The sequence below is a fragment of the Brevibacillus brevis genome (assembly GCF_001039275.2).
Classification (GTDB): domain Bacteria; phylum Bacillota; class Bacilli; order Brevibacillales; family Brevibacillaceae; genus Brevibacillus; species Brevibacillus brevis_C.
Genome location: NZ_CP030117.1, coordinates 6,029,614 through 6,042,270, shown reverse-complemented (window position 1 = coordinate 6,042,270; position 12,657 = coordinate 6,029,614). Strand labels below are relative to the sequence as shown.

The following is a 12,657-nucleotide window of genomic DNA, read 5'->3' as shown; positions in this document are numbered from 1 at the left end:
TGGTCGGGGCATTTTTGTGGCGTAAGGATGGGTCTTCAGGAGATGTCGAACAGCTCGGCTAAATACGGGTTCACGAACAAGCCGTCAGGGTCGAGCTCAGAGCGAATGGCGAGGAAATCGGGCAAGCGCGGATAGACCTGATGAAGCTGCTCGGCGGTCATGCTGTGCATTTTCCCCCAGTGTGGACGTCCGCCATATCGGGCGAAAATTTCCTCCATCCGGGCAAAATACGCTTCGTACGGCATGCCTTTGTACATGTGGACGGCAATGAAGGCACTATCCCTTTCGTAAGCGGGACTGAGCCAGATGTCGTCCTTCTTGACGTACCGGCATTCCAGCGGAAAATGAACGGCAAAGCGCTCCTGCTCAATCGCCTGACAGAGCTCCCGAATGGCATCGCCCATATGCTCAGCGGGTATGCAGTACTCCATTTCGTAAAAACGCACAAGGCGAGGGGTGGCAAAAAGCTGATGGCTGTAGCCGCTCTCATGGACAGAGGGAACGCTTTGGGCGGACAGCCTGCTGACGCTTTTGGTGAGAGAAGGGCGCAATCGGCAGCTCTCGGACAAGAGCCAAAACAGCCCATTTTCCACCACCATTTTTTTCAAATAGCTCCATCGTTGATTGCCGCTGGGGGGATCACTGGTCTCGTTCATGAATTTCACCTGAACGATGTCCGAATACGGGAAGATAAAAAATTCGAAATGCCGATGCTCGGTTTTAAACGTCTCCAGAGAGGACAGGCACTCTTCTAGCTGCATGCGACGGCTTTGGTAGCGCAGACGATAGGCTGGGAGGACACGCAGCTTGACGCGTACGATGATGCCCAAGAGACCAAGAGAGACTTGCATGGCTCTGAACAGCTCAGGCCGGGCCTGCTCGGATACTTCCAAAACCTCACCGGATGCGGTCACGACTGTCAGCCCGACGACTTGCGTGGAGATGCTGCCAAAATGAATGCCTGTGCCATGTGTTCCTGTGCTGACGGCCCCTGCAATGGACTGGGCGTTAATGTCTCCAAGGTTTTCTTGAGAGTAGCCCGCTTGATGCAGGAGATGTCCGAGTGTTTTGAGCTTGGTGCCTGCCCAGACTTCAACGGTATCAGAGGCAGGGTCTACACTGACGATTCCTTGGAGATGATCCAAGGATAGCAAGCAGTCTTCTGTCTGGACGAGACGAGTGAAGGAATGACCGGAGCCGACGACTCGTATCCGTGTACCTGCCTTCTTGCAAGCAAGGACAAGCTGCATGACCTCATCCACGGACCCTGGCATCGCGACTTGCTTTGGCTGGCTTTGTACATTTCCTGTCCAATTGGTCCAGTGATTCGCGTGCTTCTTTACAGTGAGCATAATCCATCCCCCCGATAGGTGGTCACTTCCTCAATGATTTTCCCGCCAGAGATGCAATACAGCCGGGTAAAACGTTCGCAGAGCTCTCCTGCTTTGGCATGGCGAAAAAAGATCGGGTCTCCCAGCTCCAGCGTTTCCATGCCTTGATAGTGGATCGGTGTCTGTACTTCACCTGCACCTTCGTTGGGGAACAGTTTTGCTCCCGCTGGCAAGTAAGGCTTGGGGAGTCTGTCACGCCCAGCAGAACCAGAGGCGATGTAACCTCCGCCGGCACATGTGTAGATATGCTCTGTGGGCTTGCGGATAATCTCCAGAGCAAATCCGGCAGCAGGATGAAAGGAAAAATCTTGAAAGTAGTCAAAGAGCCCAGGCGAAAAAAATCCGGAGCCTGCTGTAACCTCTGTAACGGCGTCTTCTTTTCCGGTCAAGTGCAAGCTACCCGTTCCTCCTCCGTTTACGAAGCGGGGAGAAATGCCTAGCTCGTGAATGGCATGCACCAGTGTAGCACGTCGAGCAGCCACTTCTTTCACGGAATATTGCTTGAGGAGACGAATGATGCTGTTTTTCAGGAATTGACGAGGGTATCGATCACCTACACCAGCAATTTGAGCTTCGTACCCCATGACCCCATCTAGGTAGAGATGATCGGAGGAAGCAACGCGCTTGGCAAGGGAGAGGGACGCCTGGAGAGAGCGAAGAGGGGAGCGCCAGACGCCGAAATGCAGCCCCAACACATCAGACGACATGTCGATATCGAGGCAGACCGGCAGTCTGGCTCCTGTTTCCCGGGCGATTTGTTCGAGCTGTTCGACATGAGGAAGAGAATCGATCATCAAAGTAATGGAGCGTCCGTTCTTAATCTCAGAAGCGATGGACAAAAGCCAGCTTTTTTCCCAGAGCGGATAGCCTAGCAGCAGGTCATCGAAGCCTGCCTCGCACAGGTGAAGCACCTCAGGAGCGGAATAGCACATGAGACCACGAAAGCAATCGTCCAACTGCAATACATGTTTGAGAATGGCAACGCTTCGGATCGACTTGCTCGCGATTCGAACGGGTTTTCCATTGCTTTGCAAACGGATTTGCTCCGCATTTTCCTCCAGCAGATCTAGGTCGACGAAAGCGAACGGCTTGGGAACACCGGCAAAGGCAGACTGATAATAGCGATAATCCCGCATGTACAGGCATCATCCTTTTTTGAACTCGGATTTGAATGAAAGAATTGTTAATATTTCATAAAATTCTATCTATTCTATTCGTTTCTGTTTGATTCCTTCCTGACAAAAGAGGGGCATGAACAGAAATAACGAATGTTCGTTTTTTAATGTTCGGGTTTTGGTGTATTTACAGATTGTAAAGGCATGTTTACGATAAAATAAACTTTAAAAGACGAATAAATAGGCTGTTTTCGGTTGACTTGATTCACCTTATAAGCTACTATACATATTGTTGTGAAGAACAACACAGGCTTGACGAATGAAATAGTGATTTGTATTCGTATATCCTCAGAAATATGGTTTGAGGGTCTCTACAGGGAACCGTAAATTCCCGGCTACGAATAGGGCAGTTTTGGTATACCCTATTCGTCGGCCGGGAATTTTTTTCATTTTTTCGGGGAGGGAACGAAATGAATAATTATGATGTGATCGTTGTAGGAGCAGGACCAGCAGGGATTTTTACATGCTACGAGGTAATGCGAAAAGCACCGAATGCCAAGGTGCTGTTGATTGATAAAGGGCATGACATTTATAGCAGACGCTGTCCGATCTTGGAGGAAAAGATCAAGCTCTGCCCACCACCAGCAGGAAAAAAAGATTTCGCAGGCTGTTTGCCGGCCTGTTCGATTACCAGTGGTTTTGGTGGAGCAGGCGCCTATAGCGATGGCAAATTTAACATCACCACCGAATTTGGTGGTTGGATGACAGACTATCTCAGCCCTTCCACTGTTCTTGGGCTGATCAAATACGTAGATGAAATCAATTTGGAGCATGGGGCTACTCAATCGATTACGGACCCGACCACCGAGACGATCAAGAGCATCGAGCAGCGTGGCTATGCAGCAGGACTCAAGCTGTTGCGAGCGCAGGTGCGTCACTTGGGAACGGAGCAAAACCTGGAGATTCTCCAGTCGATCTTCGAGCATTTGAAGAAGCATATCGACATGATGTTCAAGACAGAAGTCGAGGACATCATTACGGTGAAGGAAGCAGACGGACATCAGGTAAAAGGTGTCGTCTTGAAAAACGGCCAAGAGTATGAAGCTGATTACGTGGTAATCGGACCGGGCCGTGATGGCTCCGCATGGTTGACGAATATCCTGAAAAAGCGCCGCCTGAAAATGTACAACAATCAAGTCGACGTAGGCGTACGTGTGGAGACGTCCGATGTCGTCATGCGCGAAATCAATGAGCACTTGTACGAAGGAAAATTCATTTTCAATACGTCTGTTGGAACGCGTGTACGGACGTTTTGTAGCAATCCATCCGGTCACGTGGTCGTGGAAAACCACAGTGGAGTGATGGCGGCAAACGGGCACTCTTACAAAGACCCGGCGTTGGGCTCGATGAATACGAACTTTGCGCTCTTGGTATCTCATACGTTTACAGAGCCGTTTGACAAGCCGAATGAGTACGCGAGAGAAATTTGCAAGCGGGCGAATGATCTGTCAAACGGTGGGGTCATCGTGCAAAAATACGGCGATATCTTGCGCGGTCGCCGTTCTACAGAGTCGCGCATTAAGGAAGGCTTCCTGGAGCCTACTTTGAAGGAAGCAGTACCGGGTGATTTGGGACTCGTGTTGCCTTACAACACGATGAAGAGTCTGATCGAGATGGTGGAAGCACTGGACAAGGTAACGCCGGGAATCGCTTCCGAGCATACATTGTTCTACGGAGTGGAAGCGAAATTCTACTCAGCTCGTCCAAAACTGACTGAGGAATTCGAAACAGAAATCAAGGGATTGTTCTGTGGCGGGGATGGTGCCGGAATTACGCGTGGTCTGGCACAGGCCGGAGCTGCTGGGGTCTGGATGGCTCGCAATATCGCGAAACGCATGCAATAACGAATACGATTATGACATATAGGCTTCTTGCCGGGCACGCTTGTGCTTGGTGGGGAGCCTTTTTCCATGACGAAACAGTATCAGGACAGGTGGAACCGGAGCAGGCTTGCTTCTACAGACAACCAAGAGAGCTCAACCCCATTATCCATCGTACAAGGAAGAATGGCTAACAAAAAATGACTTCACCTAACTGCTTTTGGGCGAAGTCATTTTTTACTTGCTACGATGGCTGCAAATTATCGTTCATTTTCTTCAATACGCGGTTAAAAATAGCGAGTTCTGCTTCGTCAAGGCCGCGGAGTGCCAGCTCTTCTTGCTCTTTGGCAGCCTCCAGCCATTCCGGGAACCGTTCAACTGCTTGCGGGGACAAGGACACATAGCGCTCACGCTTGTCATCGCCCTCTGAGCGAATAATCCAGCCCATCTCTTCCAATCGGGTGAGTGTCCGGGTAATCGTCGGCGCTTCTACATTCAGGTAGTTGCTCAATTGAACCTGGGTGAGCGATTCACGATAATGCAAGCAAAGGATAATGCCCCATTGCGAACTGTATAATCCCATGGGAGCCATCGTCCCATTTAACGATTTACTGAATATTCTTGCTGTTTGGCTAATTCGATGACCATAATATTGCATGAGTATATACCTCCAGGAAAGCTGGTCCGATATATCGTACGCTTTATTGCTTAAGTAAATATGTACAATAACATACTAGCAGTTCCGGACATATAAGTAAACGTTTATTCGATGACGAAATAATGGATTTTCTGACACAAATAGAATCAGGCGAGTGTCATGGAAGAAGACACTCACCTGGATGAAAACTACGGTGGTACAGTGCACTAATCTGCGGACAAGATGCTCAAAGGTCCTTTTTCATTGATGAGCGGCTCCAGTTCATAGACGGAAATGGGGAACATGGGGAAACCGACGTAATAGGGCGTAATTTCGTACAACTGGAAGTAGATGACCAGTGCTTTGTCGGCGAGGTAATAATCTTGATCGGGCTTAATCGAAGTAAAGCCATTGAGTGTGGGGATGTTTCTTTCTTTGATTTGACGCTTGATGTTTTCAGAAATCACCTTGACGTAATCGCTTCCTGGCTTGAATAATTCCCGCAGTGTATACAGCTTGCCTGTTTGGATATCTGCAGTGATCGACCCGAGGAAGGTCATGCCGTGAGCCATTTGCGGTGTGTAGGCGTAGTTGCTCAACACGATGCTGAAAATACCGCGTTCGTTTGTCTTGATCTCGTAGCTTCCTTGCATTTCTGTATTTCCCGGTACCTGAACCCGTTGCTGCTCATGAATTAAGCCTTGAACCGTTTGAGAAATCGCCCGGTTGATCTCTTTTTCCGCTTGCTGATTGGCTAAGCCTGCCAATTGGGGATAGTAAATCGTGGTGTTCGGACGGCTAATCGTCCGTGTCAGCACAGTAGCTGGCAATTGATTGAGTTCCACTTTTCTCCGGATGCCTCCTGTACGTGTGAGTTGTGTAATAGCCTATTCGAAATTGTTTTTGGCTGTTCTCACTTTTTTCACAAATTTGGCAAAGGTTTGGCTATATAATGGGGAAAGAATCCGATACATAAGTAATAGGAAAAAGGGGGGCAATTATGATTCAATTGATTCGCAATACCTTGACTGACAAAGAAGGCTTTATGATTTTCATCCTATGGAATCATTTGTGGATGGCGGGACTCATTGCCTACCAAGTGGATGTGAACTTCTGGAAAGTGACGTCCTTGGGATTGCTGGTCACTTTAATTGTTTCGCCGTATTATTTCATTCGCAAAGATAGTCATGTGATTCGTTATCTGGTAGCAATCGGACTCATGTTTTATGCGATTTCATTCGATCACTTTACCACTTATCAAGAGGTTTCGTTCCTCGCCTTCATCGTCATGGGCTTTTTGGCAGCCTATTTGGACTGGAAGCTAGTAGTAACAGCGGGAATTACCCAAATCGTCGTCACGGTTGTCGGGTTTTATACGGGAACGTACGAGATTTTCAACGGTGATTTTTCCGAGCTTAATCTGGGTGTGCGTATCGTAGCGATTCTCATGATGATGGGAGCCGTCACGTATCTGTGTCTCGCCGGACAAGCCTCCCTGCAAAAAGCGCACGACGCAAGGCAGGAAGCGGAAGAGAAGGAGCGCCGTCTGGAAGAAATGCTTTTGAACATCCAGGAAATGACGGAGCAACTGGATCGTACAAGCGATCATGTTCATGAGCATGCGGAAGGTACGAAGCGTAATACAGATGAAATGATGGTAGCCTTCAAGGAAGTCGCCGTCGGTATGGAATCGCAGGCGAATTCTACGGTGAAGATCGAAGAAGAGGTTCAATCCATCGACCAGGAAATCGAGGCAGTCACAACACAGACCAATGCAATGAAAACGGAATCGCAACAAAACAACCGTCGTCTGGCAGATAGTGTTCAGATGATGAACGAGCTGTCCTTGCAGATGGAGCAAATTGTGCAGGCAGTCAATGTAGCAGCCTCTACGATTCACCAGCTCAATCGGCAGGCGAATCGCGTAGAGGAAATTGTCGGCGCGATTAATCAGATCGCGACACAAACGAATCTCTTGGCGCTGAATGCAGCGATTGAATCGGCGCGTGCAGGCGAGCATGGACGTGGATTTGCTGTTGTAGCAGATGAGGTACGCAAGCTGGCGGAACAAAGCGCGACAGCTACGCAGGAAATTACCGACATTTTGAAGTCTCTCCATCAGGAAAGTGAGAATGCGGTGCAGCATATGAGCAATGGGGAAACGTCTGTTGCAAAAGGCCAAGAGCTGGCGGTGAAAACAGTGGCCTCCATCGAAGCAGTGCGTGCTGGGATGATGGCCTTCCTGGAAGCGGCTGATCAAGTAAGCTCCAGCATGGACCGGGTAAAAGTGCGTTCCGGTGAAGTTGCCATCGAGATGTCGACCATTACAGCGGTAACCGAGGAATCCGTAGCCAACTTGGAAGAGCTGTTTGCGACAGCAGAAAACCAGCATCAAAAAGTGCGTGAGATTACGGAAGAGCTGGGCGAGCTGAATACGTTGTCTCATCGTCTCCAGCAAACCTTTCACGTAAAATAGGTAGGGGCTGTGGTTCTCGCCAATTTCTCGGTGCTGAAAAGACGACTTTTTAAACTTCGATTTACTTTTAGAAGTGTTTGGAATTGAGAAAAAAGAATTGCATTTTTGAACCGTTCTGCTAGAATGAATTCCATTGTAACTAAATATATTCACCTACCTTATCAAGAGCGGCGGAGGGACTGGCCCGATGATGCCCGGCAACCACTGATCATGTCTATGCATGAACAGAAAGGTGCCAATTCCTGCAAAACCTGTACCATGGTTTTGACAGATGAGGAAGAGAACGGCTACGTACGCAAACTCTTCCTCCGGGAAGAGTTTTTTTGTTGTATTTGTATAGGGAAGGGGGTAATAAACGAACGATAAATTAATTTTATATGAGAATATTCGTAAATGGTATTGAAAAAATGGGTAAAAAGCCGTACATTACCTATTAGGATAAAGAAAAACGTAAAGTTCGGATAGGGAGAGATACATCATGAAGAAGCTATTGCTCGCATTAACGACATTCGCAGTATTGGCAACAGGGTGCTCGACTGGCACAAGCGCACCTGCTGATCAGCCAGGAGGACAAGCGGCAGGACAAGAGGGCGCGGCCAAAAAGCGAATTGCCTTGATTTTGCCCGAGAAAATCGGTGTGAATCCGTTCTTCCAACAAATGGATGATGGTGCGAAGAAAGCCGCACAAGAGCTGGGTGCAGAAGTGAAAACGATTGAATCTACGGACCATGGAGCGATTGAAGAGAATTTACGCGTGGCTGTTGCAGAAAATTATGATTTGATCATCACTTCTTCCTTTACATCAGAGGATGCATTGAAAAAAGTAGCTACCGAAAATCCTGACCGTAATTTTGCGATTATTGATACTGTAGTGGATTTGCCAAACGTTCGCAGTGTTACCTTCCGTGAGCAGGAAGCAGCTTACCTGGTGGGAGCAGCAGCAGGTCTGGCAACGAAAACGAACAAAGTGGGCATGGTTGTCGCTCTTGATATCCCGCAGTTGAAAAAATGGACAGTTGGCTTCGAAGAGGGCTTGAAAGCGACGAATCCAAAAGCAGAGCTGATGGTCAACTATGTAGGAAGCTTCACTGACCCGGCAAAAGCGAAGGAATTGGCTTTGCTCCAAGCTTCCAAAGGCGCTGACTTCATTAACGGTGCAGCAGCAGTAGGCGACCTCGGCGTTTTCGAGGCAGCGAAGGAAAAAGGCTTCTTCACAGCAGGTCAGGACGTTGACCGTACGACGATTGATCCAGAGCATATTGTTCTGTCCCAATTGAAAGGGACTGACGCGGCAGCTTATGAAACCGTGAAGACCTTTGTAGAAGGAACATTCAAACCAGGTGTTGTTGCGTACGGCTTGAAGGAAAAAGGTGTTGGTGTAACCTATGTCACGCACGAAAGCAAAACGCCTTTGCATGCTTTTATTGGACAAGAAGTGGTGGATAAAGTGAAAGCGATCAGCGATGAGATTGTAGCGGGCACTCGCACAGTACCAGACCAGTTTTAAAAAGGTAGCTCGGTGCTGAAAAGCTAACTTTTTGAACGCTTATGTAAAGCTTGTGCACAGTGATGGATGTGACCGACTACGGCTGTGTAGTCGGTCTTCCATTTTCATAAAAGGACGTACAGAAATGAGGGAGTGGGAATGACCGATCGCTTGGAAATGAGGGGCATGACCAAGAAGTACGGAGATTTTACCGCCAACGACAAGGTGTCGTTCTCACTGGCAGCAGGAGAAGTCCACGCGATTGTCGGGGAAAATGGAGCGGGCAAAACGACACTGATGCGGATGCTGTACGGGATGGAGCAGCCGACGTCGGGAGAGATCGTGTTAAACGGTAAGCCAGTCGTTTTTCGCGGACCAGAGGATGCGATTCGAAAAGGGATCGGGATGGTTCACCAGCACTTTATGCTCTTCGGAGAATTCAGTGTGACTGAAAATATCGTGATCGGATACGAGCCGAAGCAAGCGGGTTTTTTCAAAAGAAAGGACGCGGAGGACAAGGTGCGGGCGCTGAGTGAGCAGTATCGCATTCCGATTCATCCGCAGGCCAAGGTAGCGAATTGCTCGATTGGGGAACAGCAACGGGTCGAAATTTTGAAGGTCCTGTATCAGGGAGCGGATATTATCGTGCTGGACGAGCCGACCGCTGTCCTTACCCCGCTGGAGGTGCGCGACCTGCTGCAAACGATTCGAAATCTGGCAAAGAGCGGCAAGAGCGTCATTTTGATTACACATAAGTTGCAGGAAGTCATGGAGGTAGCTGATCGTATTACAGTACTGCGCGGAGGCAAAGTGACGGGAACGGTTTCCCGTACAGAAACCAATGCGGACGATTTAGCCAGACTAATGGTCGGACGTGAATTGCAGGAGTTAGCTGAGCGACTTCCTCTGGATAAAGGCCCCTTGTTGCAGGTAGAGAATCTCTCGGTTCGAGAAAAGCAGACTCTGCTCGATCAAGTCAGCTTTACCGTGCACCACGGGGAAATCGTAGGAATCGCAGGTGTTTCCGGGAATGGTCAATCGGAGCTGCTGCAAGCGATCAGCGGCTTGCGAGCGGCACAGGAGGGCACGGTGCGATTAGGCGGCAAGGACGTGACGAACAAATCAGTTGCCACTATTCGGGATGCGGGCTTGGCGCATATTCCGGAGGATCGCTACCTGTGGGGAACGGCCAAACTCTCAAGCGTCGAGGAAAATGCGTTGATGGGCTATCAGCGAAAGTCTGCTTACAACCGCCGTGGCGTCGTTTTGCGGGAGAAATTCCGCCAAGTTGTAAAAGGCTGGGTAGAGCAGTTCGCCATCAAGACAGGCTCCCGACAATTGCAGGAGCTGGCTGGGAATTTGTCAGGTGGAAACTTGCAAAAGCTGATCGTAGCAAGGGAACTGGGACACGAAACCCCGTTTTTGATTGCGGCTGAGCCTACGCGCGGGGTGGATATCGGTGCCATGGAGTACATCCATCAGGCGCTGATCGAAAAGCGCAATCAGGGAGACGGGATCTTGCTAGTCTCCTCCGAGTTGTCCGAAATTCTCGCCTTGTCTGACAGGATTTTGGTCATGTATAAAGGGCGAATCGCTGGAGAGCTTTCACGCCTGGAGGCAACCGAAGAAAAAATCAGCGTGATCATGGCGGGAGGAAGCATTCATGGCAGCAATCAAAGAGCTATCTAAGTCATTGGTTCAGCCGTTATTGGCTGTCGTCATCGGTTTGTTGACCGGGGCACTGGTTATTGCTGCAGTTGGCGAATCGATCTTGGGCACCTACCAGGAAATGTGGAAAGGGGCCTTTGGCAGTTTTTATTTCTTTACATCTACATTAGCGAGAGCCACGCCTATCATGCTGATTGCCTTGGGTCTTTCCCTCGCATTTCGGGCAGGGGTATTCAACCTGGGGGCGGAAGGGCAAATGGTGCTGGGTGCCGTCAGTGCTGCGTTAGTCTCGATCTACTTGCCAGCGCCGGGAATGATCAAAATTGTGGCGGGTATGTTCGCAGGAATGGCGGTCGGCGGGTTCTGGGCGTTGCTGCCGGGCTTTATGGAAGCCCGCTTTCGCATTCCGTTGCTCATCTCTACGTTGCTCTTCAACTATATCGCGGTATTGTTTGCGAGCTATCTCGTGACAGAGCCATTCCGGGATCGCACGGGTTCTGCGGCACTTGCACAGACCGTCATGCTGGAGAAAAGTGCGTGGCTTCCGAAGCTGTTTGCCGGGATGAGCGTGCATGCAGGATTTTTGTTTGCGATCGTTGCAGCGCTGCTGTTGTTCTGGGTACTTCGTTTTACGCCTTTTGGTTATGAAGTAAAGATGCTGGGTCAAAACTCGTTGTTTGCTCAATACGGAGGAATTAATCGCATTCGGGTGATGCTGACCGGGATGTTTGCCAGTGGTGGACTGGCTGGCTTGGCGGGAACCGTAGAGGTAATGGGGGCGCACTATCGTTTTGTGGACGGGGCGCTGACTGTACCGGGCTTCGCCTGGACGGGTCTGATGGCCGCTCTGCTTGCGAACTCGCACCCACTTGGCATCATTGTGACTTCGATTCTGCTTGCTGCTTTTCAGACAGGAGCCATGGGGGTAGAGCGCAATACGGATGTGCCGCTGGAGCTGGCAAGTGTGATACAAGCGGTATTGATTTTGTTCATCTCTGCCAAGTTCAGCTACGACTGGTGGAAAAAGCGGAAGGCAAAAGGAGGGGAATCGCATGGAGCTCTTTGATTGGTCCCTCCTCAGTTCTACCATTCGGATGGTCACGCCAATCTTGTTGGCAGCTTTGGGTGGAGCGCTCTGCGCACGTGTCGGAATTTTTAATGTTGGCCTGGAGGGATTGGTACTGGTCGGTGCCTTTTCCGCGATTGTCGGCAATCATTTTACCGGGAATCTCTTTCTGGCTGTTTTGATTGCAGCGCTGGTCAGCGTTGTCTTTTCGCTCTTATTCGCGTACATGACGATCAAGCTAAGGGCGAATGAAATCGTCGTCGGTGTGGCAATTAACTTTCTCGCGTTGGGATTGACGACATTTGCACTACGGGCGATTTTCGGTGTCAAAGGGGCCTTTTACGATAAGGATATGGCTGGCTTGCCAACCGTAGAGATTCCTTTCATTCACGATATTCCGGTCATCGGAGGCATTGTCTCTGGTCATTCGCCGCTCGTGTATTTTGCGTTTTTGGCTGCCATTCTGTTGTATGTGTTCTTTTATCGGACGGTTACGGGCTTCCGCGTCCTCGCAGTTGGTCTGAATCCTGTTGCGGCGCGCAGTCTCGGTCTGAAAGTGACGGGACTTCAGGTGCTGGCGATTGTGATGAGTGGCGCTTTGTGCGGGATTGCAGGGGCACAGCTTTCACTGGGGCAAGTCACGATGTTTACAGAAGGTATGACGGCTGGTCGGGGCTTCATCGCATTGGTAGCGATGATGATGGGGCAGTCGCATCCACTCGGTATTTTGGCTTCCAGCTTTTTGTTCGGGTTGATGGATGCCCTTAGTATTCGTTTGCAGGGCTTTTCACTTCCGACGCAATTTACGGCTATGCTGCCATACGTGCTGACGATTGTGGCGATGTTCTTCTTGAAGAACAAGAGTCAGATCGGCAGCGACAATCAGCAGAGCACCCGTTAAACACAGGCCATATAGACAGCGAAGACAGGGGAGATGC

Annotated in this window: 10 protein-coding genes and 2 riboswitches; of the genes, 6 read left to right on the top strand and 4 right to left on the bottom strand. The window is 49.7% G+C overall.

The window, feature by feature from the left end:
• Window positions 1–35: 35 nt before the first annotated feature.
• Both AB432_RS28665 and AB432_RS28660 read right to left on the bottom strand, forming a co-directional pair.
• Window positions 36–1,352, bottom strand: coding sequence for a D-arabinono-1,4-lactone oxidase (locus AB432_RS28665; RefSeq protein ID WP_048035195.1), 1,317 nt, complete (start codon window positions 1,350–1,352; stop codon window positions 36–38).
• On the bottom strand, window positions 1,340–2,527 hold the full coding sequence (locus tag AB432_RS28660) for an amino acid deaminase/aldolase (RefSeq protein ID WP_048035194.1): 1,188 nt from the start codon (window positions 2,525–2,527) through the stop codon (window positions 1,340–1,342). The genes AB432_RS28665 and AB432_RS28660 overlap by 13 nt, the downstream gene beginning before the upstream one ends.
• A 297-nt stretch (window positions 2,528–2,824) precedes the next feature.
• Window positions 2,825–2,924: riboswitch (purine riboswitch) on the top strand.
• A 52-nt stretch (window positions 2,925–2,976) separates the two neighbouring features.
• Here AB432_RS28660 and AB432_RS28655 point away from each other — a divergent pair.
• Complete coding sequence (locus tag AB432_RS28655; protein ID WP_048035193.1) at window positions 2,977–4,410, top strand: NAD(P)/FAD-dependent oxidoreductase; 1,434 nt, start codon at window positions 2,977–2,979, stop codon at window positions 4,408–4,410.
• A gap of 220 nt (window positions 4,411–4,630) precedes the next feature.
• Here AB432_RS28655 and AB432_RS28650 read toward each other — a convergent pair whose 3' ends face one another.
• Window positions 4,631–5,044 (bottom strand): MarR family winged helix-turn-helix transcriptional regulator, encoded by a 414-nt coding sequence (locus AB432_RS28650; RefSeq protein WP_048035192.1) that lies wholly within the window; start codon window positions 5,042–5,044, stop codon window positions 4,631–4,633.
• 206 nt (window positions 5,045–5,250) lie between these two features.
• Window positions 5,251–5,868, bottom strand: a complete 618-nt coding sequence (locus AB432_RS28645; RefSeq protein WP_048035191.1) for a DUF3298 and DUF4163 domain-containing protein — start codon at window positions 5,866–5,868, stop codon at window positions 5,251–5,253.
• Window positions 5,869–6,023: 155 nt separating this feature from the next.
• Here AB432_RS28645 and AB432_RS28640 point away from each other — a divergent pair, with 155 nt between their 5' ends.
• The 5 genes from AB432_RS28640 (at window position 6,024) to AB432_RS28620 (ending at window position 12,620) form a co-directional block, all read left to right on the top strand.
• Window positions 6,024–7,499, top strand: coding sequence for a methyl-accepting chemotaxis protein (locus tag AB432_RS28640; RefSeq protein ID WP_048035190.1), 1,476 nt, complete (start codon window positions 6,024–6,026; stop codon window positions 7,497–7,499).
• A gap of 155 nt (window positions 7,500–7,654) precedes the next feature.
• A riboswitch (SAM riboswitch) is annotated at window positions 7,655–7,777 on the top strand.
• A gap of 200 nt (window positions 7,778–7,977) precedes the next feature.
• Window positions 7,978–9,006 carry a BMP family lipoprotein gene (locus AB432_RS28635; RefSeq protein ID WP_048035189.1) on the top strand — a complete coding sequence of 343 codons (1,029 nt, stop codon included), beginning with the start codon at window positions 7,978–7,980 and terminating at the stop codon, window positions 9,004–9,006.
• Window positions 9,007–9,144: 138 nt separating this feature from the next.
• Window positions 9,145–10,674: an ABC transporter ATP-binding protein gene (locus tag AB432_RS28630; protein ID WP_048035188.1), complete on the top strand. Its 1,530-nt coding sequence runs from the start codon at window positions 9,145–9,147 to the stop codon at window positions 10,672–10,674.
• Window positions 10,649–11,719, top strand: coding sequence for an ABC transporter permease (locus tag AB432_RS28625; RefSeq protein WP_048035187.1), 1,071 nt, complete (start codon window positions 10,649–10,651; stop codon window positions 11,717–11,719). Before AB432_RS28630 ends, AB432_RS28625 begins: the two co-directional genes overlap by 26 nt.
• On the top strand, window positions 11,706–12,620 hold the full coding sequence (locus AB432_RS28620; RefSeq protein ID WP_048035186.1) for an ABC transporter permease: 915 nt from the start codon (window positions 11,706–11,708) through the stop codon (window positions 12,618–12,620). Before AB432_RS28625 ends, AB432_RS28620 begins: the two co-directional genes overlap by 14 nt.
• The last annotated feature ends 37 nt before the right edge of the window (window positions 12,621–12,657 follow it).

Excerpts from the sequence above, each read along its gene's own strand:
- AB432_RS28650 (WP_048035192.1), bottom strand. The coding sequence starts at position 5,044 with ATGCAATATTATGGTCATCGAATTAGCCAAACAGCAAGAATATTCAGT.
- AB432_RS28635 (WP_048035189.1), top strand. The coding sequence starts at position 7,978 with ATGAAGAAGCTATTGCTCGCATTAACGACATTCGCAGTATTGGCAACA.
- AB432_RS28660 (WP_048035194.1), bottom strand. The coding sequence starts at position 2,527 with ATGCGGGATTATCGCTATTATCAGTCTGCCTTTGCCGGTGTTCCCAAG.
- AB432_RS28620 (WP_048035186.1), top strand. The coding sequence starts at position 11,706 with ATGGAGCTCTTTGATTGGTCCCTCCTCAGTTCTACCATTCGGATGGTC.
- AB432_RS28665 (WP_048035195.1), bottom strand. The coding sequence starts at position 1,352 with ATGCTCACTGTAAAGAAGCACGCGAATCACTGGACCAATTGGACAGGA.
- AB432_RS28625 (WP_048035187.1), top strand. The coding sequence starts at position 10,649 with ATGGCAGCAATCAAAGAGCTATCTAAGTCATTGGTTCAGCCGTTATTG.
- AB432_RS28630 (WP_048035188.1), top strand. The coding sequence starts at position 9,145 with ATGACCGATCGCTTGGAAATGAGGGGCATGACCAAGAAGTACGGAGAT.
- AB432_RS28655 (WP_048035193.1), top strand. The coding sequence starts at position 2,977 with ATGAATAATTATGATGTGATCGTTGTAGGAGCAGGACCAGCAGGGATT.
- AB432_RS28640 (WP_048035190.1), top strand. The coding sequence starts at position 6,024 with ATGATTCAATTGATTCGCAATACCTTGACTGACAAAGAAGGCTTTATG.